The 24,435-nt window shown below is 42.3% G+C and carries 14 protein-coding genes; 10 read left to right on the forward strand and 4 right to left on the reverse strand.

Features of this window, described 5'->3' with window-relative positions:
• Window positions 1-105: 105 nt before the first annotated feature.
• Genes AC1XUD_RS06870 through AC1XUD_RS06885 form a run of 4 tightly spaced genes read left to right on the forward strand, consistent with a single transcriptional unit; the run spans window position 106 to window position 4,603 of the window.
• Entirely contained in the window at window positions 106-1,929 is a 1,824-nt protein-coding gene (locus tag AC1XUD_RS06870; protein ID WP_483360233.1) for an ABC transporter ATP-binding protein, read from the forward strand.
• Between the two features lies 1 nt (window position 1,930).
• Window positions 1,931-2,863: a glycosyltransferase family 2 protein gene (locus AC1XUD_RS06875; RefSeq protein ID WP_483360234.1), complete on the forward strand. Its 933-nt coding sequence runs from the start codon at window positions 1,931-1,933 to the stop codon at window positions 2,861-2,863.
• 13 nt (window positions 2,864-2,876) lie between these two features.
• Window positions 2,877-3,839: a glycosyltransferase family 2 protein gene (locus tag AC1XUD_RS06880; RefSeq protein WP_483360235.1), complete on the forward strand. Its 963-nt coding sequence runs from the start codon at window positions 2,877-2,879 to the stop codon at window positions 3,837-3,839.
• Window positions 3,839-4,603: a glycosyltransferase family 2 protein gene (locus tag AC1XUD_RS06885; RefSeq protein WP_483360236.1), complete on the forward strand. Its 765-nt coding sequence runs from the start codon at window positions 3,839-3,841 to the stop codon at window positions 4,601-4,603. Before AC1XUD_RS06880 ends, AC1XUD_RS06885 begins: the two co-directional genes overlap by 1 nt.
• Before the next feature lie 10 nt (window positions 4,604-4,613).
• Here AC1XUD_RS06885 and AC1XUD_RS06890 read toward each other — a convergent pair whose 3' ends face one another.
• The gene (locus AC1XUD_RS06890; RefSeq protein ID WP_483360237.1) at window positions 4,614-5,492 is read right to left on the reverse strand and encodes a glycosyltransferase; all 879 of its coding nucleotides are present in this window, start codon (window positions 5,490-5,492) and stop codon (window positions 4,614-4,616) included.
• A 117-nt stretch (window positions 5,493-5,609) separates the two neighbouring features.
• On the opposite strand from AC1XUD_RS06890, the gene AC1XUD_RS06895 reads away from it, so the two are divergent.
• Entirely contained in the window at window positions 5,610-7,565 is a 1,956-nt protein-coding gene (locus AC1XUD_RS06895; protein WP_483360238.1) for a sialate O-acetylesterase, read from the forward strand.
• A gap of 6 nt (window positions 7,566-7,571) precedes the next feature.
• A complete protein-coding gene (locus tag AC1XUD_RS06900) occupies window positions 7,572-9,692 on the forward strand; it encodes an outer membrane protein assembly factor BamB family protein (protein ID WP_483360239.1) in 2,121 nt (706 codons plus the stop codon).
• A 74-nt stretch (window positions 9,693-9,766) separates the two neighbouring features.
• Here AC1XUD_RS06900 and AC1XUD_RS06905 read toward each other — a convergent pair whose 3' ends face one another.
• Entirely contained in the window at window positions 9,767-11,443 is a 1,677-nt protein-coding gene (locus AC1XUD_RS06905; RefSeq protein WP_483360240.1) for a T9SS type A sorting domain-containing protein, read from the reverse strand.
• A 287-nt stretch (window positions 11,444-11,730) separates the two neighbouring features.
• Between AC1XUD_RS06905 and AC1XUD_RS06910 the strand changes: the two genes are divergently transcribed.
• The 4 genes from AC1XUD_RS06910 to AC1XUD_RS06925 all read left to right on the forward strand — a co-directional run bounded on the left by AC1XUD_RS06910 (window position 11,731) and on the right by AC1XUD_RS06925 (window position 18,775).
• The gene (locus tag AC1XUD_RS06910) at window positions 11,731-12,636 is read left to right on the forward strand and encodes an AraC family transcriptional regulator (RefSeq protein ID WP_483360241.1); all 906 of its coding nucleotides are present in this window, start codon (window positions 11,731-11,733) and stop codon (window positions 12,634-12,636) included.
• A gap of 160 nt (window positions 12,637-12,796) precedes the next feature.
• Window positions 12,797-14,140, forward strand: coding sequence for a sugar porter family MFS transporter (locus AC1XUD_RS06915; RefSeq protein WP_483360242.1), 1,344 nt, complete (start codon window positions 12,797-12,799; stop codon window positions 14,138-14,140).
• 211 nt (window positions 14,141-14,351) lie between these two features.
• Window positions 14,352-17,693 (forward strand): tetratricopeptide repeat protein, encoded by a 3,342-nt coding sequence (locus AC1XUD_RS06920; protein WP_483360243.1) that lies wholly within the window; start codon window positions 14,352-14,354, stop codon window positions 17,691-17,693.
• 29 nt (window positions 17,694-17,722) lie between these two features.
• Window positions 17,723-18,775 carry an aldose epimerase family protein gene (locus AC1XUD_RS06925; RefSeq protein WP_483360244.1) on the forward strand — a complete coding sequence of 351 codons (1,053 nt, stop codon included), beginning with the start codon at window positions 17,723-17,725 and terminating at the stop codon, window positions 18,773-18,775.
• 55 nt (window positions 18,776-18,830) lie between these two features.
• On the opposite strand, the gene AC1XUD_RS06930 is transcribed toward AC1XUD_RS06925, so the two are convergent.
• Both AC1XUD_RS06930 and AC1XUD_RS06935 read right to left on the reverse strand, forming a co-directional pair.
• Complete coding sequence (locus AC1XUD_RS06930; RefSeq protein ID WP_483360245.1) at window positions 18,831-22,145, reverse strand: VCBS repeat-containing protein; 3,315 nt, start codon at window positions 22,143-22,145, stop codon at window positions 18,831-18,833.
• Between the two features lie 40 nt (window positions 22,146-22,185).
• On the reverse strand, window positions 22,186-24,390 hold the full coding sequence (locus AC1XUD_RS06935) for an alpha-galactosidase (protein ID WP_483360246.1): 2,205 nt from the start codon (window positions 24,388-24,390) through the stop codon (window positions 22,186-22,188).
• Window positions 24,391-24,435 lie beyond the last annotated feature (45 nt).

Consider the following 24,435-nt stretch of genomic DNA (forward strand, 5'->3'; position numbering starts at 1 on the left):
TTTCTCACAGTATCATATTAAAAAGCATCGGCAAACGTAACCAGTCGACTGACAAGAACATTCCTCTTGCCAGTCGTGTTACTTTAAAAGCCATAGTAAACTCAAATGAAAATATATTTCAGATTATTATCTTTTGCACAACCCATTTCGCGTTTTGCGGTTCCGTATCTAATCTGTACCGTTCTGGGTGTGATTTTCAATACCCTCAATCTTGCCCTGTTAGCACCACTTTTGCTAACGCTTTTCAATAGTAAGGAAGGAACTGCGGCACTCGCCAAACCGGGAAGTTGGTTTGACGTTCTTGGCAATTTCAACTATTACGCTCAGCAGGTAAGCATCGAATATGGCCCTCATGGCGCGCTCAAAATTGTTTGCGGTGTCATAGTTGCCTCGGTTATGTTGTCCAACGTATTTCGATATTTTTCTCAAAGAGTGATGGAAAATCTCAGGATCCATACACTTCTCAACTTAAGGAAAACTGTCTTTGACAACGTAATGAATTTACATATCGGATATTTCAGCAACCAGCGGAAGGGAGATATTATTTCCAAAATCGCTTCTGATGTGCAGGTGGTGCAGTTTTCAGTAACAGGTACATTGCAAGTTGTTTTTAAAGAACCACTTCAGTTACTGGCATACGTCTTCATGCTTTTTGCGACTTCCGCCAAACTCACCTTTTTTGCTATTCTCGTTATACCCGTTTCTGCCTTTCTAATATCGAAAATTGTAAAAAGATTGAAACAACAGGCCTCGCAAGCCCAGCAGTTATTTGGCTTAATGATTAGCTATCTGGATGAAGCGCTGTCGGGAATTAAGATCATCAAGGCTTTTAATGCCACAGATGGTATCAAGGAAAAATTTCACCAGGAAAACATTAAATATTCTGACCTGGGCCGAAAAATGGCACGACGTCAGCAGCTTAGTTCGCCTGTCTCTGAATTCCTGGGCGTGACCATGGTGGCGATTATTGTTCTTTACGGAGGGTCGTTAATACTTGATAATCAATCAGATCTGAGCGTATCCAAGTTTGTTGCTTATATCGCGCTCTTCTCGCAAGTAATGCGCCCAGCCAAGGCTTTGACGGACTCGTTCAGCACTATCCACGCGGGAATTGCGGCCGGAGAACGTGTTTTGGAACTGATCGACGAAAAGCCTGCGATCACAGACAAACCCGGCGCAAAGGATATTACCGATTTCAAACATTCGATTCACCTGAATCATCTTTCGTTCTCATATCCCGGCCGGAAAGTATTGGATGATATAAATGTCGCCATTAAAAAGGGCCAGACAGTAGCCCTTGTCGGACCATCTGGAGGAGGTAAATCCACCTTGATGGATTTAATTCCCAGGTTCATCGAGCCGCAAGAAGGGTCGGTCACAATTGACGGTATTGATGTGCAGGATATCAAACAAGAATCCCTGTGGGCGATGTTTGGAATAGTGAATCAGGAATCCATGCTTTTCAACGAAAGTATATTTAATAATATCGCTTTTGGAGCGCCTCATGCAACTCAGGAACAAGTGGAAGCAGCCGCAAGGGTAGCAAACGCGCATGAATTTATCTTGCAAACCGAGCATGGCTATCAAAGCAATATCGGGGACCGTGGCATGAAGTTATCCGGAGGACAAAAACAGCGGATATGTATTGCCCGGGCGGTACTAAAAAATCCACCTATCATGTTGCTCGACGAGGCGACTTCAGCCCTGGATACGGAATCAGAAAAAATGGTGCAGGAAGCGCTTAACAATCTGATGAAAAACAGAACCTCTTTAGTCATTGCCCACCGCCTGAGCACGATCCAGAATGCTGATCTGATATTGGTCCTTGAAGAAGGGAAAATTGTAGAACGCGGCTCGCATATGGATCTGATTTCGGGCAATGGTTTGTACAAGCGATTGATTGATATGCAGACGTTTAGCGAGGGATGATATGGAAAGTTGGCCTTTGATTTCAGTTGCGCTCTGCACCTACAATGGGGAGGAATTTTTAGAAGAACAACTAGATTCTATTGTCAATCAAACCTATCCGCGTCTGGAAATTGTGGTGGTTGACGATTGCTCAACTGATGCGACGCGGGATATCCTGAACGCATACGCTACAAAGCATAACAACATCCGCCTGTTTCAAAACACTCAAAATCTTGGATATAACCAAAATTTCGAAAAGGCTCTCATGTTATGTAATGGTGAAAAAATCGCGATCAGCGATCAGGATGATATCTGGGATCCTGAGAAAATAAGCTTGCAGTATGCGGCCTTTCGTGACAATGAACTGATATACCACGACTCAGAGTTGGTTGACAGACATGGTTCTTCGATGAATACGAAAATTTCGGACAAATTCAGTTTCTACAGGGGTGATAATCCTGAACCGTTTTTATTTATGAATTGTGTTTCAGGGCATAGTATGATGATTAAAAAATCGCTGATAAACAGTGCATTACCTTTTCCTGATGGGTTGCATTATGATCATTGGCTCGCCTTTGTTGCCACCAGTAATGGCAAGATCGACTTTGTAAGTAGATCCTTAGTTAAATACCGCCAACATTCGAAAAACAGCACTGACCTTTTAGGAATTTCCAAAACCGTTGCCTCAAAAAGCAAAAGGATTGAGAAATTGGAAAAAGAGACGGAATGGTTAAAGCGCTGCGCCGAATATTCAAGCGACAAAAGCCAACTGCTTATCAACCAGTTATATCAGCTTAGTAAAAAAAGGAATGCCTCATTTTTTGAAGTCGGATATGGGCGCTTGATATGGAAGAACCGAAAAACATTGCTAGCGCTTCTGAGAAAATCCGATATCAGTTTATTTTTCTTTTCGCTTAGGAAGATATGGGGTGCAAACGCTAAAATGCTAACTTAGAATACACGCCGGGATGAGCAAAAAAGTAAGTATCATAATACCCTCGCACAACTACGGTTTCATTATTAACGAAACCCTTGAAAATTTGCAGACTCAGGCATATCAGGATTGGGAAGCGTTGATAATCGACGACGGTTCCACTGACAATACGCGTGAAATAGTAAATAATTTTGCAAAAAATGATGTTCGAATTCAATACCATTTTCAAGAAAATAGGGGCGTTTCTGTAGCCCGAAATCACGGCTTCAAAAAGTCTGTGGGGGCATATATTCAGTTTTTAGATGCTGATGACTTATTGAGTAAAGAGAAGTTGAGTAAACAGGTTGAGTTCATGCAAACGCATCCGGAAGTCGACATTTCCTATACAGATCATATTTATTTCGAAAACGAGAATCCGGAAAAGGAATACCCTGATTACGAGATGAATAACCATCACTGGCTGCAAAAAATTGATGCAAAAGGATTTGCTGCGCTTTCTCTCCTCACTTATTCCAATATTGCTGTCGTGAGTAGTCCGCTTCTAAAAAGAGAAATTGTCGAAAAAGTGAACGGCTTCCCTGAGGATAGCAAGTATACCGAAGACTGGGAGTTTTGGTATCTCTGCGCGATTCACGGGGCGCATTATTCATTTCTTCACCAGCCTTCAGCTAATACCAGAATTCGTATCCATCACCGCAATACGAGTAAGAATATTCAGACCATGCAGGCTGGCGAGTTGACGTTCCGTAAACGAATTGTGAATTATATAAACGACTCGAAAGGCCTTTCAGAAGAAGAAAAAATAAAGCTTCTGGATCGCAACGAAGCAAGTACTCAGAAACTCTACAAATATATGATGTACCATATAGATCTGACTAGTCTTCAACAACTGAGGGTGATGTATGGACTGACCAATCCGTTAAAATTTGTCTCCTTTTGCTTTAAGTCCCTCAATTACAAGCGAAAAGAATTGTTTAAAACAAGAAAGCATCGATAATGAATAAGGCCGCTCCAATTGAAATAGACATCATTATACTTAGTTATGCTAAAACCGATGCATTGAAGGCAATCACCGAAGACGCCCTAAAATCGCTTGCGAGTTCGGAAAATCCTTTTCATATCAAATTCAATGTGGTCGTCGTTGAATCAAACAAAAAACTAAAACCATACCAGTATGCAGGTACCAAAACGATATACCCATGGCAACGGTTTGGATATCACCGGTATATGAATATTGGCATTCGCAAAACGAATAGCAACTATATCTGTATTTGTAACAATGACCTACTGTTTCATAAGGGATGGGCATCAGAAATTCTTACAGCTTTTAATCTGGATTCAGAACTGGCAAGTGCGAGCCCGGCCTGCAGCATCCATCATCCAGAACATGGAATTGCACTTCACAATGGGGTGCATTACGGTTATGAAGTCCGTAAAGAATTAGTGGGATGGTGCATTTTCTTCAAAAGGGAAAATTTGAAAATAACAGGCCCGCTAGATCCAGCATTTAAATTCTGGTTTGCAGATAATGATTACAGCAACACACTCAAAAAACATCATTTAAAACACGCATTGGTCACATCTTCAATTGTCGACCATTTGGAAAGCAAAACTTTAAAGACAAAAAGTACGATAGAGCAAGAGCATCTTACCAGCCGCGAAAGATTTTACTATGAATATAAATGGCAAGGACGAAGCTTTTTCTCTTACCTGAATCGGGTGAGAAAATTCAATAAGGAGTTACGGAAAATGAGAAAATAAAAGCGGTGCTTCAGTACTTAACAATTCGCAAGAACAATTTGTAAATGAAACTGAAAGTCGTCACTCTCGACTTTCGTGTACTCCATATCAATTTCATAAGTTCGGTTTTAGTGAACTGTTTTTTTGATAAAGAATCGTCCACAAAAACCTCAAACGCATATCTCTCAATACCTTTCAATTGATTTTCAGGTAATTGATCCACATTTACAGGTAAAACACTGGCCCATTTTTTGTGAACCTTTAAAATCTCGGTTAGCCATTTTTGGTTGAAATTTCCATCTGACAAGTGTTTCAAAAGTATCTCAAACGTAACGGCAACGTCAAATTCCTGTCCGACAGCTATTGAAAAATCCAGGTCATATCCATGAAATTCTGGCAACAGTTTTTCGTCAAAAGAATACTTTGATAAAACTGACTTTGTAGTACAAAACCAACAGCCATCTAGGCAAGCGACTTTCGAAAGACTTTCATTTTTGGGATTGCGGTAATCCAGCGCATCAGGCTTTCCGGTATGCTTAAAACCTTGAATAAGATTACAATAAAAGCCACCATTTTGCTGAAGATGATAATTGTACCAGCTTGACGGAGATAGCGATTTATATCCGCCGCCGGCAATTCCCAGAAGTCCGAGAAGAGGATTATTCCTGAAAATTGCAAGCACTGTGCCTCCCCAATGCGGCGTCATCATTACGATATCTTCGTGCATAAAACAAACAACATCATACTTCGAACTTTTTACAGCCAAATTATATACCTCACCTATTCCTCTTTTCTTACCTATATTATTGATCACAATTACCTCGTGCTCAACACCAATCGTTCGCGCTACACTTTCCTTCGCTCCCGAAAGTTCCAGCTCGTTAACCGAACATATAATAATAGAAATCATGCATCAATTACTTTAAAACATTCCTGATTTAATACTCCAATATCCGGCAAACTGATATTATTCAAGTAGATTATCTTTTTACCTGAATTTTATAACAGAATTCTATCAGAAAAACTCATGAAAAAAATTTTAGCGGTTTTAGCTCTTCTTCTTTACCTCCCGGCTCAGGCCCAAGTCCACCTCGCTCGCCTTTTTTCCGATCATGTGGTTTTGCAAAGGCAGAAGCCTATCCCTGTTTGGGGTTGGGCCAAACCGGACGAGAAAATAAAGGTAGTACTTGCCGGACAAACCCAATCCACAAAAACCGATAAATCAGGAAAATGGACCGTTACTTTTAATCCAATAGAAGCTGGTGGACCATATGTGATGACTGTCTCGGGGAAATCCGAAAATCTTTCAGTTCAGGATATTCTTATTGGGGAGGTTTGGCTCTGCTCCGGTCAATCGAATATGGAGTGGAGGGTTGCACAGGCCAATAATTTTTCCGAAGAAAAGAAAAACGCTGATTTCCCCCAAATCAGACACTTTAAAGTAGAGCATAAGGTAACTCTCGAGCCTGAAAAGGATTTGGAAACCGGAGATTGGAAAGTCGCTTCCGCTGAAACCGTGGGCGATTTCTCTGCTGTCGGCTTCTTCTTCGCTCGTGAATTATATCAAAAATTGAAGGTGCCAATCGGCCTGGTGCATTCATCTTGGGGTGGCAGCCAGGTGGAAGGCTGGATTAGTAAAGAAGCGATGTTGTCAGATCCTGAACTTCGGAATTATGCTCAGAACCTTCCAACGACCTGGGAAAAAGCCGACGTGATTATGGATAACAAATTGCGCAAACAGTTGTTCAAAAACACTACGGTAAATCCGACAGCAGAAGACGAGAAAACATATGTAAGTGGAAATGCCTCTTTCACAAATTGGCAAAAAACAGATAATCCAATCGGACAATGGGATTGGAAGGGCTTGATGGGTTTCAGAGGCCAGGGATATATGGCAAAGGAAATCGAAATATCAGCCGATCTGTCCGGGAAAACAAGCGTGCTCACCCTTCCGGAGAACGACAGTCCAAATCAGATTTATATCAATGGAAAACTGGTTGCAAGCGAAACTGTGAAGGGCCCCAAGAAAATTAAGCTACCTGAAAATACCTGGAAAGCAGGTAAAAATCAGCTGGTTATCAAGTTAGGCGGGATGGTTGAAATGTCGTGGTTTGGGCCGGGTTTTTCTGGCTCGCTAAATGATCTGTATTTAGAAGGCAACGGACAAAAAACAATGATAACAGGCGACTGGTATCTGATGCCTTCTTTCGCGGAACCCCACGTATATGCGCATTTGATGAACAATGTGGGAACGACAATATACAACGCCATGATCGTTCCTTTGATCCCCTTCGCGATGCGTGGTGTCCTTTGGTATCAGGGTGAATCAAATGCCGGAAGAGCATACCAATATCGCCAGTCTTTCCCGTTGATGATCAACGACTGGCGGAAATTATGGAACGATAACTTCTCATTTTATTGGGTTCAGCTCTCAACATTCGGTCCGGAAAATAATAGCAATACCGGAAGCAACTGGGGCGAATTGCGGGAGGCGCAGAATATGACCTTGAAACTACCGAACACCGGAATGGCCGTTTCGACAGATATTGGCAATCCAAAAGATATCCACCCAACTAACAAACAGGACGTGGGGCACAGGTTGGCGACGAACGCCTTGAAACTGAACTACGGCATGGATATCCCATATGCTTCCCCTTTATATGATGCAGTTTCTTTCGACGGGAATTCAGCAACCATTTCGTTTAAATATGCCGACAATGGATTGATAATCAAGGACAAATATGGATATCTGAAAGGTTTTGAAATTGCAGGAGACGACAAAATTTTCCATTTTGCAAAAGCTGAAATTAAAGGTAATAAAGTAGTCGTGTATAGTGACAAAGTTTCCAAACCCGTTTCGGTAAGATATGCATGGTCGGATTCACCCGTGGACGCAAACCTTTTCAGCGTCGACGGCTTTCCAGTAAGTGGCTTCCGTACTGATACCTGGCCGGGAATTACCATCAACAACAAGTTTGAATAAAATTTTATGCTTAATTCAAAAACCAAATGGTCAGCTGCGTTCAGTTTAGGGCTGCTGATTACTGCCGCTTTGATCACCTCCTTTGACGGTCCGGCAGAGGATACCGACTGGCCAGAATATCTGGGAGGGCCAGACCGAAATCACTATTCGCCATTGACGCAAATAAACCCGTCGAATGTTGCCAACCTGAAAGTCGCATGGACTTATTCGATGCCCGATTCTGGTCAAACACAGGCCAGCCCGATCATTGTAGATGGAGTATTATATGGCGTAACTCCGGCAGTGCAGGCCTTTGCGCTGGATGCGGCGACAGGAAAACAACTCTGGATATTTGGAGATAAATCAAAAAACGGGTCAAATACCAGTCGTGGAGTAACCTATTGGCAAGATGGAAATGACAAGCGCATTATGCATTCAATGGGTTCGTCACTATTTGCCCTGGATGCTAAAACTGGACTTCCCATACCAACATTTGGCGACGGCGGACATATCGATTTGCACACGGGCTTGCCTGATATTGCAAAGGACAAATACATGGTTTCCAATACACCGGGCACCATTTTCGAAGATTTGATCATTATGCCACTAAGGCTTTCGGAGGAATCTGACGCCGCTCCTGGCGACGTTAGGGCATTCAACGTTAAAACCGGCAAGCTGGAGTGGACTTTCCACACAATCCCATATCCGGGTGAGTTTGGGTATGAAACATTCCCGCCTGACGCATATAAAAACACATATACCGGTGCTGCCAACAACTGGGCAGGAATGGCTGTAGATCGTAAAAGAGGCATATTGTTCGTGCCAACCGGTTCGGCAGGATATGATTTTTACGGAGGTAAGAGAAAAGGACAAAACCTCTTTGCCAACTGCCTGCTCGCGCTCGACGCACGCACCGGCAAAAGATTATGGCATTACCAAACGATGCACCATGATATCTGGGATCGCGATCTTCCCGCCCCTCCTAACCTGGTGACCATCAAGAAAAATGGAAAAAGCATCGATGCGGTGGTTCAGGTGAGCAAGCAAGGATATGTATTTGTCTTTGACCGGGTTACGGGAAAACCATTGTATCCGATAAATGAAAAGCCTGCGCCGCAGAATGCACTTCCCGGTGAATATCCGTGGCCAACACAACCGGTTCCATCCAAACCAGCACCATATGCCCGTCAGGCATATCAACTTACGGAAAAAGATATCAGTCCATATGCTGAGGACCGGGATTCTTTGGTTGCGAAATTTAAAACATACAAAAAAGGGCATTTTGCAGCCCCTAGCCGAGAGGGCACTGTAATATTACCTGGATTCGACGGAGGTGCGGAATGGGGAGGCTCAGCTGCAGATCCTGAGGGGACTTTGTATGTTAACAGTAACGAAATGGCGTGGATATTAACCATGAAAGACACGCCAAAGGCAAGCGAAATGTCTAATCTGAGTCCGGGAGAAAAGGTATATACTACCTACTGCCCTACATGCCATGGCCCGCAACGCAAAGGAAATGCCAAAAGCGGTTATCCTTCCCTGATTGATATCGGAACCCGCCGCGACCGCGCGTTTGTCAATCAATTGATAACAAGTGGAAAAGGTATGATGCCCGGGTTTACAATGCTCACCTCTGACGAAAAACAAGCCTTGGTTTCATTCCTTTTCGGAGACGAAAAAGTAGAAGCGGTATCCAATATTCCTGCGTCTCAAAAAACTTATTTACCATATCAAAGCACTGGGTATAACAAGTTTCTGGACAGCAAGGGTTTACCAGCTATATCTCCTCCGTGGGGTACATTGAACGCCATTAATTTAAATACCGGCGAATATCTCTGGAAAATCCCATTCGGTGAAACGGAATCACTTAAAGCAAAAGGCTTCCCGACCACAGGCAGCGAAAATTACGGCGGACCGGTTGTAACAGCCAGCGGACTACTTTTCATAGCCGCCACCAAAGACGGAAAATTTAGAGCATATGACAAGAAGACAGGAAAACTGCTTTGGGAAACGCAACTCCCCGCCGCCGGCTTTGCAACTCCTGCAACTTATATGGTGAATGGAAAGCAATATATCGTGATTGCCTGCGGAGGAACGAAATTGGGGACCAAGAAGGGGAATAGTTGGGTAGCTTTTGGGTTGGAGTAGAGTAGAAATTTGAGTCTTATATGAAAAGAGGGCTGGATAGTGATTTTATCCGCGCCTCTTTTCGTATTGGAAGCTTACCTTCTCACTACCAACTTCTTAGTCACTTCTCCAATGGTCAACAGATAAATACCATTATGCAAACTCCGAATATCAATTGTTTTGCCACCAGGAATTTTGGTATCCATTAACACCTTTCCATTTAGGTCTTTCAGTACAATTTCATTTCGGGAAGCAAGATTTTTGACCAGAATATAATCGGATGCGGGATTCGGATAAACCACTGGATCGGCAGCTGAGTTTTCAACAGCAATCGTTCTTGAGTATTCGAATTTGCCATTGTGATCAATTTGTTTCAACCGATAATAACTTTTGGCAAGTGGATTTTCGTCTATGAACGAATATTGATTTTGCTCTTTCGAGTCACCATTTCCATCTATAAAGCCTATCATCTCAAAGTTAAGACCATCGCTACTTCTTTCAATTTGAAATCCGGCATTATCAGTTTCGGCGGTGGTTTTCCAGGCAAGCATGTTTTTATAATATTCTTTTTTTCCAGTGAACGAGACAAGTTTCACAGGCATACTTCTAACATTTTCGTCAAAGCTAATAAGCGTGAGGCCAGAAACATATGTGTTGGTTACATCGACACGATAGATACCCTCTTCATCAATATCGATATACTCATTACCCGTGACTGTTCGAAACAAAACAGTGTTCTTATACCATTTATAGGTATTATCTGCGACATTCCCGCCAGCATGCACATATAGTGTACCGAACAATGAGCCACCACTAAGGGGTATCATTGCCAGAATTCGTATTTTCTCCTGTGGAGCATAATAATCAAGACGACTCATATTTTCCCCCATCCCATCAAAGGTAAAGGATTGGTTATTGAGATGAACCTCTGCAGACGCGGGCAGGCCTGAAAGATCCGGAATAGGGCCGCTTAGTTTGCCAAACATAACGTATGTGTCGCCAGTGAAAAATGGGTCTGCAAGCTCAGGATTGTGACGAAAATAAAAACCCAAATTTAAATACACCAAATGTGGAAGGGCACCCAAACTACCGGGAATAGAACCACTCAAATCATTGTTTTCAAGATCCAAATGCTGTAATTTCGCCAAATTTCCCAGTTGTGCTGGAATTGAACCGCTAAGACTTTGTCTCGCTAAATCGAGATATTCTAAATTCATCAAATTACCTAACTCGACAGGAATGGCCCCGTTTAAAGCCCCGTTTGGGTCAAAAGTAACATCCATCGGTTCATAACTCAGATCGAGATATTTGAGCGAAGTAAGACTGCCCAAACTTATTGGTATCGTTCCTGACAACATATTGCCCGACAAATCGAAATGTTCAAGCTTTGTAAGATTTCCTACCTCAGCTGGAATTATACTTGCGATTTGATCTACCGAAGTCGTTCGAGCGATGGGTGCGGAGCTCGTTCCCTTAAAATCTAACCATTTCAATTCAGATAAATTGCCGATTTCTGCCGGTAAATGACCCGAAAGGTTGTTGCTTGGCAATTTCAACTCGTCCACTCTGCCCGCTGCATTACAAGTAACTCCGTACCAGCCACAAGGATTATCCCCGGCAGTGCCTGGCACGACCCAACCCGTCTTATTTATCCAATTGGAGCCTTCGGTGGCGTCATACAGAGCCACCAGCGCTAACCGATCAGTCTCCAACGTTTGCGCCGAGACTTGTAGACTAGATAGAAAAATTAAAAAAAGTACAAAATGTTTCATGGTTAATTTGTTGATAAACAGTGATACAATAATTAATATAGGCTCAAAAGAAAAGGTTGAGCCAAACTGGATAATTGGAAGAATTTCGGAGCGCTGAGAGTAAAATTCGGAGTAAATCGCCTTGAACGATTGTCGCGTTGTTACGAATGCAATGTAATAGAAAGGGCAAAGTAAATGAAAAAAGTCCATTCGAATTACGCGACGAGCTACTTTTGAAACCGCAATCAACAAACTTTTCATAGTCTAAACGCTTCTGGTTTTTTCAAGTTATGTCAAAACCAACTATTATGATCGAACCCGATGTTTCCCGTAAAAAAGATGGCTTTGCTGGACAGCTTGCCATTGTATTACCCAAAAGTATCATCGAAATCTGCGCAAAAACAGCCCCTATCCAAACCATGTATATTACGGATTTGGGCTTTTATCCAAAAGCGAAATTCCACTACCGTGAGCGGCCTGAGGGCGTCTCCCAAAATATCCTTATTTATTGTGTGGATGGAAAAGGCTGGGCTCAAATTGGAAATGACAAGCGCGTTTCCGTGCAAGCGGGGGAATTCCTGATCATTCCCGACTCGACGCCACATGCATACGGAGCAGACGAAACTCAACCATGGAGTATATTCTGGATGCATTTTAATGGTGAAATGGCCAGCAGCGTGTCCCACATGGCTCGTGCCCACGACGGTTCCCACGTTAACTCTATTGCCTACGACGAAGAACGAATCAGCCTTTTTAACGAAATGTACTATACGCTTGACAAAGGATACAGTCAGGACAACCTCATTTATGCGAATATGACGCTTTGGCGTTTCATGGTTTCTTTCGTTCACGGCGACAAATTTCTGTCCGCTCCCGAACTCGAAGAGAAAAATCCAGTTAAACAGTCAATTGATTTTATGAATGAAAACCTGCATAGAACACTCAAACTGTCAGATTTTGCCGACTTCCTGAATATGTCGACCTCTCACTATTCAGCCATTTTCAAAAAGAAAACCGGATATTCTCCCATCGACTATTTCAATCACCTGAAAATTCAGCAGGCCTGCCGTTACCTCCAATTTACGGACCTCAGAATAGGCGAAATCAGCCTAAAACTCGGCTTCGAGGATCAATACTACTTTTCAAGACTTTTCAGCAATATCATGGATTGTCCTCCGGTGCAATACAGAAAGAAGCGACAGAGGGTTAGTTAAGTCTTCATCCCAACCTGCCCCCACTTTCCCTTCCTCCTTTTCTCCGTCGTCCCTTTTTCCCTATCTCCCTCTCCACAAAATAATCTATCTTTTCTCGTCAATTGTCCATTGGTAGCATTATTAAAATGTTTCAATTTTACAGTGTAATAATTCTAGTCAAATGGAGAGTGTCCACACCACTTATAATAATGCCTTTGTTCTGCGTACTTCGCTCATCTCAGCTCTGGGAGGATATCTTTTCGGCTTTGATTTTGCTGTCATCGCCGGCGCGCTTCCATTTCTACGTAACGAGTTTGCTCTGGATTCCTGGTGGGAAGGATTTCTAACCGGTTCCCTGGCTCTGGGATGCATCATTGGCTGCATTATTGCCGGCAAGTTGGCAGACAATTACGGCCGAAAGAGAGGCCTTATTGTCTCAGCTGCAATTTTTGCAATATCCTCACTCGGAATGGCCTATTCTCCAACGCTGACCACATTTATATCAATGCGTTTTGCGGCGGGAATTGGTGTTGGAATGGCTTCGATGTTGAGTCCGATGTATATCGCCGAAGTTTCTCCTGCAGCAGTTCGCGGGCGCAACGTTTCAATCAATCAGCTGACGGTAGTTTTTGGCATACTAATTACAAACCTGATCAATTTCCTGCTTGCAGACAGTGGTCCGGATGCCTGGAGATATATGTTCGGTTTTGGAGCGATTCCCTCCGGGTTGTTTTTGATCGGTGTAATATGGCTGCCCGAAAGTCCGCGGTGGCTATTAAAGGCTGGGCGAAAGATGGAAGCAGAAGCTATTCTTTCCAAAATCGGGAGCGCTTCATTTGTTGAAAATTCGATATCGGAAATTGAATCAACTTTGACACACACCCATGTCTCTCTTGCCGACGTGTTTCATAAAAGCGTGCGGCCTGCGGTTATAGTTGGTATAACCCTAGCAGTTTTTCAGCAACTATGTGGTATAAACGTCGTGTTCAATTATACTTCAACACTTTTCGAATCCATCGGTGCTGATCTTGATCGACAGCTTTTTGAAATGGTAACCATCGGTATCGTTAATCTGGTTTTTACGCTGGTCGCAATGTGGCAGGTCGACAAACTAGGTCGCCGTCCTCTGATGCTGATTGGCTCCTTGGGTTTGTCAGTTATCTATATTGTTCTGGCGTATTTGTTGCAAAATGGTGCCTCGGCAGGTTTAATTTCACTTTTTGTTCTCATGGCAATTGCTATGTATGCTACCTCGCTGGCACCCGTTACCTGGGTTTTGATATCTGAGATATTTCCTAATAATATCCGTGGAATGGGTACTTCGGTTGCGACCGTTTCGCTTTGGCTGGCCTATTTTATCTTGGTTTTTACATTCCCTATTCTTTCCGAAAAAATTGGAGTATATGGGCCATTTTATATGTATGCGATGATTTGTGTATTGGGATTCTTATTTATTAAGAAGAACGTCAAAGAAACTAAAGGACAGACGTTGGAGAGTTTGGAGAAGAATTACACAATGCATTGAGCTTTTAGCTTTTAGCTTTTAGCTTTTAGCTTTTAGACAAAAAACGCTGATCATAAATCACTTACTTGTAAAATCGAATATGATTTTTGCCACTAAGTCACGAAGGTGCTTAGGTTAAATAATTGAATATTAATCGTCCTTCAGTCTTCGAGCCCTTCTGGCAAATCATGAAGACCCAACAAATCATGACAAACCTAAACGTATTTGAGTAATGAGCCAATCTGAAGATATCGTCAGGATTTGGGAGGAAACAGTAACAATTCCAACTTATGAGATTGGTGCGCCTGATAAAAATCCTATGTTTTTCGAAAAGCGCGTTTATCAGGGCAGCAGTGGTGCGGTATATCCGAATCCGGTTATTGAAAAGATATATGACAAAAAAATTGACAAGGAATACGTCGCCGTTTTTCTAGAGAATAATTACCTGAAAATCATGATTTTGCCTGAAATTGGCGGACGGGTACAGATGGCTTACGACAAAATAAAGCAACGTCATTTTGTATATTATAATCAAGTCATCAAACCAGCTCTCGTGGGACTCACCGGTCCGTGGATTTCGGGTGGAATTGAGTTCAACTGGCCGCAGCATCACCGTCCGAGTACATTTGAAAAAGTGGATCATCGAATTGAAGAAAATTCAGATGGGAGCAAAACTATTTGGGTTAATGAAGTAGAAAAAATGTTTGGGACAAAGGGGATGGCCGGTTTTACGCTGTATCCCGGCAAGGCTTATTTGGAGATCAAGGCGCAGATATATAACCGGAGCAGTTTGCCGCAGACTTTTTTATGGTGGGCCAATCCGGCGGTAAAGGTCAACGATCACTACCAGTCAGTTTTCCCTTCCGACGTAAATGCCGTTTTCGACCATGGGAAGCGGGATGTTTCCACTTTCCCGATCGCAACGGGCACTTATTACAAAGTTGATTATTCGCCGGGAACAGACATATCCAGATATAAAAATATTCCCGTGCCGACTTCGTATATGGCGGTCAATTCAGAATATGATTTTGTCGGGGGATATGAGCACGACACGCAGGGAGGTTTGCTTCACGTGGCCGATCATCATGTTTCGCCAGGCAAAAAACAATGGACTTGGGGACACGGCGATTTTGGGCAAGCCTGGGATCGCAACCTGACGGACGAAGACGGGCCGTATATCGAACTCATGACTGGTATGTTTACTGATAATCAGCCAGATTTCACCTGGTTGATGCCTTACGAGGAAAAGTCTTTTAAACAATACTTCCTGCCCTACCGAGAATTGGGCGTTGTCAAGAATGCCACAAAGGATATCCTACTGGGATTGGAAATTGTCGACGCTGTGGTTTCTGTTAAGGTGTTCGCTACTTCGGCTCAAAAAGATATAAAAATCGTTCTTTCTAAAAACGACAAGATTGTATTTGAAACCATAACCAGTATTTCTCCGGAAGAGATTTTCAGTCGTGAAGCTTCTTTTGACAACGATATGGAAATCACTGATTTTAAGTTCATTGTATATTCAAAAGCGGGTAAAGAATTAGTAAAATTTGAACCTTCTCAAAACAAAACGAAGGATATTCCTGAACCTGCCAAAGCTGCATTATTGCCAGCGGAGGTTGAAAATTGTGAGCAGCTATTTTTGACGGGACAGCATTTGGAGCAATATCGTCATGCTACATACAGCCCGGTACTGTATTACAAAGAAGCATTAAATCGTGATCCGGGAGACATCCGAAATAATAATGCGCTTGGATTGTGGTATTTGCGACGAGGGCAGTTTGCAAAAAGTAAGGAATATTTCAAGAATGCGATTGAAACCCTAACTCTCAGAAATCCAAACCCTTATGAAGGTGAGCCTTACTATAACCTTGGTCTTTGTCAGTATTATCAAAACCGATACGACGAAGCATATGAGGCATTTTATAAAGCAGCATGGTCTGCTCAGTGGCAGGATGTCGCATATTTTTCGCTGTGTAGAATTGACCTGATGCGCGGTAACTATGATGTGGCACTCGAGCATATCAATTTTTCACTAGACCGAAACGCAAAAAACAGTAAAGCTTATGTTCTTAAATCTGCTACTATGCGCAAGCTTGGTCGGACGGAAGAGGCAATGGATACTTGCAACGCTGCACTTATCCGGGACGGGTTTAACCTCGGAATTTTATTCGAAAAACACCTGATCCTGAAATCATTTAATAATATTCCGGAGTCTGAATCAGTGTTAGAAACTTTGATCCAGCTGGCGCGAGGAGAAGGAAATAATTATATTGAGTATGCCCGAGATTATGCTGCCGCTGGCCTATATACAGAAGCGATCGAATTTCTGAAGATTGGAAAAGAATGCGCCGATAACCCAATTTATTGGTACCATATGGCAGAAATATCGTTTCGATCCAATGAAATCGAAAACGTCAAAGCATACCTTGAAAGAGCAGCTAGCTTAACCCCGGGCACATATTTCGCCAATAAACCGGAAGATATTGCCGCACTCCAACTAGCGATTGAATTGAATCCAAAGGATGGATATGCTCCGTATTATTTGGGTAATCTCTGGTACGACAAACGGCAATATGAACAGGCGATCAAGATGTGGGAAGTTTCAGTGGAGAAAAATCCTGATTTCCCTACCTCGTATCGTAATTTGGGAATTGCCTATTTTAATAAAAACAATCAACCCGAAAAGGCATTGTCATGTTATGAAAAGGCTTTTTCGCTGGACAAAGCAGACGCACGCGTTTTAATGGAGCTGGATCAGCTTTATAAAAGATTGAATTATGATCCGCAAAACAGAGTGCAATTCCTGGCGAATCACTACGAAACCGTTCTGAAAAGGGACGATCTATATCTGGAATTTCTAACACTCAAAAATTTCTTAAACCAATATCAGACAGGACTCAGTTTGATAAATGACCGCCAATTTCATCCGTGGGAAGGTGGGGAAGGAAAAGTTTCAGGACAATATATTTATAGCTTGACCGAGCTAGCGAAAGAGAATATGGCCAATGGTGATTATCAAATAGCAATTGAAAAACTTACAGCTGCCAGAACCTATCCCTATAATTTGGGGGAAGGAAAGCTACCTGATGCTCAGGAAAATGACATACTGTATTGGTTGGGTTGTGCATATGAAGGTTTGGGCGAACCGAAGTTGGCTGCCGACTTTTTCCAACGGGCAACAAGAGGTACCAGCCAACCCGCCGCTGCGATATTTTACAATGACCAGCAGCCAGATAAGATTTTTTATCAGGGACTTGCTTTTCGAAAACTGGGAAATGAGCAAAAAGCGACAGAGATATTCAACGGCTTGGTGTCCTATGGCGAGGACCACATCAATGACCAGGTGACTATTGATTATTTCGCGGTATCACTTCCTGATTTATTAATATTCGACTCTGATTTAAACCAAAAAAATAAACTGCACTGCCTATACCTGATCGGCTTGGGATTATTTGGGTCTGAGGATTTTGAAGGCAGTCGCGAAGCTTTCGAGAAAGTGTTAATGGAAGATTCCGTACATTCTGGTGCGAAAACCCATTTGGAATTGCTGAATAGCAAGGTGGGACAGAGTTAATGTGCAAGGAATATACCCCTTTCGATATTATGCAATTAACAAACTTCGGACAACTCCCATCGGGCGAAGTAATTCAAAAGATTTTACTGGGCGCTGACGAAGGCCTTAAAGTCGGAATCATTACATATGGTGCAATTATCACTAATCTCTGGGCTAATAATGCTCAAAATCAACCAGTTGATGTTGCGTTAGGATTTGATAATTTAGCGGAATATGTGGAAGACCCGGCATATATTGGCGCTATTGTTGGAAGATACTGTAACCGGATCGCCGGAGGAAAATTTGAACTCGACGGGAAAGTAAATCACCTTTCAATCAACAACGGAGCCAATTGCCTGCACGGAGGGTTTTCTGGCTTTCACAAAAAGGTATGGAAACTCGAAGACGTCCAAAAGGATTTTGTAACAATGAGTTGTTTCAGTCCTGATGATGAAGACGGTTTTCCCGGAAATCTTTCTGTAACAGTGACTTATCGACTGGTCAATAACAACACTTTAAGGGTGGAGTATTCGGCAAAAACTGACGCTCCTACTCATGTCAATTTGACCCAGCATACTTACTTCAACCTTTCCGGAAATTCAGAAAATGCAATTTTGGATCATGAAATCAAGGTAAATAGCGCGCATTTTTTACCGCAAAACGAATTTTCGACCCCAACGGGGATTATTAAGGAAGTGGAAAACAGTCCGTTTGACTTACAAGAAAAAGTCAAGTTAAATAAGCCACTGTTCTCGCAAGATCCTCAAATGCAACTCGATATGGGACTGAACCATACTTTTGCCCTGACTGTAAATCAATCGGGAAAAGATACCAACGCTGCTGAATTATATTGTTTGAATTCGGGTATTCAGCTCAATATCAAGACCTCTGAACCTGGATTACATTTATATTGTGCGAATTATTTTGATGGAACCACAATGGGAAAAAATGGTCAAAAATTATTGAAATACTCTGGAATATGTCTGGAAACCCAGCATTTTCCCGATTCTCCCAATCAGCCTCATTTCCCATCTACACGACTTGATCCGGGTCAGAAATTTGAGAGTTTTACTGAATTTGAATTTCTCCCAATCAACGATTGATGGTTCAACCAAGGTCGTTTATTGTAACAAAAATGTTGGTTATCTATTACCTCTTTTAACGTCGGGTTCCCCATTCATTGCCCTTGCCAAACACAAGTAACGGTAAGTTATTCCGGCCCACCACGATTAATTTCTCTTTTTTAGTGCCTATAACTGACAATACACTTCGGCAGTCGCCACCGGCCCATATTCCCGATCTGGTATTTTCCGATATATTAAATTTGCCCCTGCCATTGCCCGCCAGCAAAACCCCATAAGAAGCATCATACTGCCCGGCGACAGGTTCTACTCCATAGTCATTCCCAACCAGAAGAATATCCAAATTGGAATCGCCGTTCAAATCGTCAATTAATATATCCTGAACCGTTGACCATTGGGCTATATCAGGCAATGGCGATAATTCGAATTTTCCATTTCCTTTACTTTCTATATAGACACTACTACAATCATAAACTTTAAAGACAGCCGACTTCTCCATCTGGTTTTTGTCCAAAATTCCTTCGATTCCGGCGGATGCATATAGTTGATAAGTCTGGAATTTCTTTTTCATCATGGGAACATGCCTTGTCAGCTCATCTCTTGAAACGACAGGATATTCTCTATCATTTAAAAAGTATGAAGCGATAGCATCCCATTTACCATTTTGGTCGAAATCACTTCCATAGATCGTTAATGGCTGGTTTTTGGCAGGTTTGTAACGGCTATTTTGTCCACGATTACCAATCACAAAATCCATATCTCCGTCACGGTCAAAATCGCCAGCCCTGATACAATTCCAGAAGCCATTTGAGTCAGGAAAAGTATTGGAATTATGCAATTTACCTTTTTCGTTTTTAAATAGTAAAATCGGCATCCACTCTCCGCCCAGCACCAACTCAGGCCACTGGTCATTGTCGATATCCACCCAAATCGCGTCCTTCACAATGCCTTGTTCAGGTCCACCCGGCATGAACTGAGATGTAACATCGAGAAATTTTCCTTTTACGTTTTTTAAAAGATGGCTCGAAGCTGCCAGTGGATATTGTAAAGCAAGTACCCCGCCCCCTCTGAAAACGTCCTGGTATCCGTCCCGGTCAAAATCTCCCACGGCTATACAGGTGCCACTGTGTTGTATTTTAGGTAACGCCGTGAGATCCAGTGTAAAATTTCCTTTCCCATCGTTTCTATAAAGGCGATCCTGATAATATGGTGAATTATCGAAGTATTCATTTGAACCGCTGACAATATACAAATCCAGATCTTTGTCATTGTCAGCATCAAAAAGAGCAACTCCTACGTCTTCTTCATCTTTTTCCAATCCATTTATAATCAATGGTTTAGAAACAAATTTCCCTTCCTTGGTTTGAATAAAAAATTCACCGGAATTATGATATGCACCTCCCACAAAAAAATCTTCGATCCCGTCTCCATTTATGTCTCCCTTCGCCATCTTGGGCCCCTGAGCTGACATTTTATGAAGTAAAAACGGCTCCTGATTAAAATCCATATATGGAACTTCCTTGTGAACAAAATCAATCCCAACTCGACTTGCGATTTCTTCAAATTCGGGTTTAGGTTGACTATTGCTAAATTTCCCGGAGGCGTTTATGTATGAAACCGTCAGTTGCTGATTGGCTGTTATATTTTTCAAAATCTGAAACCTTCCATCTGGCCATATTATCTTCACAGAATCCGCATTTTTCGATTCACCCAAGCCGAAATGAAGCGAACCTATACTTGCTGATTGAAAACCTCTCGTACTTTGCTGAACGCGTTCCTGAATTTTATCGTCAGAATAGACAATGACTTTTGTACCGTATCCGAAAGCATTTCCAGCATATCCTTTCAGCGCAATCTTGATATAATTAAAGTTCTTGGAATTGTTAAGCCATATCGAAGCCGGTTCATTCATGTTATTAACTACCAAATCAAGATCTCCATCGTTGTCCAAATCGGCATAGGCCGACCCGTTGGAAAGTGACGGTTTTTCAGCTATCCAACCGGCACCAATATCGTCAAATTTGAACCCATCCTTATTTTTGAATAATCGGTTTGCCTTTTTAAGTGTTGCCATTTTTTTCGCACCGTCTTTCATGTGCCGGTCGATTTCATGAGCAGGAACGCCCTTTTCAGCAAGTGATACATTGTATGCGACAAAATCCAGATCAGTCACGTCGCGCAGGTATCCATTGGTAATGTACAAATCCTGCAAACCGTCGTTATCAAAATCTGCAAATAATGGAGACCAGCTCCAGTCAGTACTTGAAACTCCGGCAAACTGACCAATTTCCGAAAATTGCGGTACCGGTTTGCCGTTTTTCGACACGTTTCCCTGATTGGAAAACAGCATATTGCGCATAAATTGCGGATGATATCCCAATCCCAAACTTTGCTGGAATTGCAGAAAATTAGCCGGGCCAGCCATTTTTTTTCTCTGCTCATTATCAGCAGGAAGCATATCCACAGACATTAGGTCCGTTTGGCCGTCGTTATTAATATCTGCCGCATCGCTCCCCATCGAAAATTGACTATGGTGGGCAAAACTCTCTTTTGAAATTTCAGAAAATGTGCCATTTTGATTATTCAGATAAAGCAAATCATTGGCCAGAAAATCATTTCCCACAAAGATATCCTCCCAGCCATCTCCATTGAAATCAGCTATTGAGAGCCCCAAACTCATTCCATCATGCAATATGCCAGCCTTTGAAGAAATATCTTTAAACTTTCCGTTCCCGGTATTTTCGTAAAGTTTATCCACCGAAAATCCTGATCCGTCGGATTTGGGTAGAACAAGTTTGTTGGGGTTCCTTTCCAGATTGGTGCTAGTAATCATGAAAAGATCCAGGTCGCCATCTTTGTCAAAATCAAAAAAAGCTGATTGATTCGTATATGAAGTATCAGCGATCCCAAACTCCGCAGCCGCTTCCCGGAATTTCGAATTTCCGAGATTCAGGTATAGCTGATTGGCTCTTTGAACACTCGGAAAATTCCCTGATTTGCAGACATATATATCCAACAGACCGTCCGCATTTACGTCTGCCATAGTAACTCCTGTACTCCATCCGAACTTTTTTATTCCCGCCGATTCGGTAACATCCTCAAAGTGAACCGGCTCCCCTTTTTTCGTTTTGTTCAGATAAATACGATCCCCAACCTGATTACCTGTGAAGTACAAATCAGGCAGCCCATCATTGTTAATATCCCCGACCGCAACCCCTCCACCGTTATATACATAGGTATAGTCGATCAAATTTTCGTGGTCATTTTCTGTTACTTTGTTATTAAAAGTCACACCTGAAACTTCTGGTGAGAGCAACGTAAAAAGCCTGTCAGGTTCTTTCTGACAGGCTATTAACAAGATGAATGAAATTAATATAGTTAGCTTTTTCATCTGATTCAAAAAGCGGGACGGAAACTGAAACAAGTTCTGATCACTTCACCTCCACAATTTCAATCACAACACTCGTTCTGCCACGGGTTACCATTGGATTGACACCGACGTTCATCAGGAAATCGCCGGAATATACCTTTTGATTATCGATTGGCGTTCTGGCTCCGTCGGATATGTTTACCTCTTTCAATTTGTATTTTTTCTTGCTATCCAAACCTTGCATTTTGATCGGCGACTTGGTGAACTCGGAATCATATCGATTGCTGATCAGATAGTTAAATTGAATCGCATGGTCCCTTTGAGGATTAGAAAACATCAGCGAGGCATATGGATGTGCATATGGGTCAGCCAGGCGATACAAGTCTCCGTGCCAAATTACATCTTTGGTGCGGTTGTATGTCTCCAACGCAGTCTGAGCGGTTTTCAGGTCCTTTTCATTCAAATGGCTGACCACAATGTCAAAACCCAATTTTCCCATCATCGCAACATCAGTCCTGAATTTCATCGAAGCCTTGCTCCAGTCCGTCACGTGATTGCAATGTGCTATGGCTGGAAAAAACTTTGAATTTTCCCATTGGATAAACACGCGCTCAATCGGGTCGGTATTGTCGCTGAGCCAATATTCCGAGAAATACTTTAACGCACCATAATCAACCCGGCCACCGCCGCCGGAGCAAAGCATCATTGGCACTGTCGGGTATTTCGCCCGGATTCTTTCCAAAACTTTATACAGCCCCTTTACATAATCGACATAAACTTGGGTCTGCTTTTTACCTGACTTCTTAAGGTACTCAGAATGAGCATTATATATCACTGCATTACAATCCCATTTTATGAAAGCCAAATTTGGATTTTTTGTAAAAAGATCGTCCAGGACGCCAAAAACAAAGTCCTGAACCTGCGGATTCGCCAAATCGAGCACCAATTGATTTCGAAAATAATGCTCAGGCCGTTCTGGCTGTTTGATCACCCAATCCGGGTGTTTTTCATATAATTCGCTTTTAGGATTCACCATTTCCGGCTCTACCCATATCCCAAATTTTACACCTGCTTTGGTAGCCTCCTTGACAAGATACCCCAAACCGTTAGGCAACTTTTTTGCATTTTCTTTCCAATCTCCCAAACCCGCATGGTCGTCGTTTCTTGGATATTTATTTCCAAACCAGCCATCGTCCAATAAGAACATATCTACCCCAAGCTTTTTCGCATCAGCGAAAAGAGCCGTCAATTTGTTTTCGTCAAAATCAAAATAGGTAGCCTCCCAGTTGTTCAACAATGTTAAACGCGAACCCTCACCATCTAATATCCGATATTTTCTGGCCCATTTGTGCAGATTTCGGCTGGCTTCGCCCGTACCTTTTTCGGAGTAAGTTGAAATAAATGCAGGCGTTTCAAAGGATTTTCCAGCTGGTAATTCATATTGAGAAGCATGCGGATTAATACCTGCTATCAACCTCAGATTATGCAAGGGATCAAGCTCAAAATCGAGTTTAAAATTCCCTGACCAGGCCAGTTGACCCAGCAAAACTTTACCGTTTTCCTCGTTCGCCGGCTTATTAAAAGAAACCAAAAAAGTGGGCGGCTCGAATAGATTTGTTCGGGTTCCCAACTTTGAATCGATTGATTTAATACCGGCAGTTAACAGGGTTTCTTCCGGCTTCATTTCACTAGCCCAGCTTCCGCTGTAATGCGTCAGATAATAGTCATCAGCGCTGAAATACAAGTTCGCCGAAGCATATTTATCCAATAAGATCGACTTGGTTTCACGATTGGTGATCACAGCCCACTGCTCCACCACATTTTCTGCGGCGTAAGTTTTAAACATCAAAACCACTTCAACGGGATATACGTCGTCCTTTAGGGTAATGCTTGTAATACTGACATTCCCATCAATTTTGTTGACTGAATGGGAAACATATTTTAACTCGGTAGAAGTATTTCCATCAGCATGAATGACTGTTAAAGCTGGTTCAAAAAGGTTTGTTGACCCGCTGGAAGTGTAAACTACATCTGATATACCTTCCTGATCATCCTGACGTGCAGAATGACCCTGAATATCATCATAATCGGCCCTGTTTGTTAATTTCTGACCAAAATAGTTGACACGCAGCTTGTTGGTTTTGTCTGTCGACAGCACTATTGCGTTATCAGCCGTTTCAATCGGAATCACAACTTTTTGCTGTGCATTTGTCAACAATGGAGATAAAAATAAGAGAAGAAAGAGCTTAGGAATGGAAAACTTCATTTTAAAAGATAGATTTTGATCGATGAGTAATGTCTGGCTGCAGTC

The sequence above is a fragment of the Dyadobacter sp. HNCC25DJ184 genome (assembly GCF_056895215.1).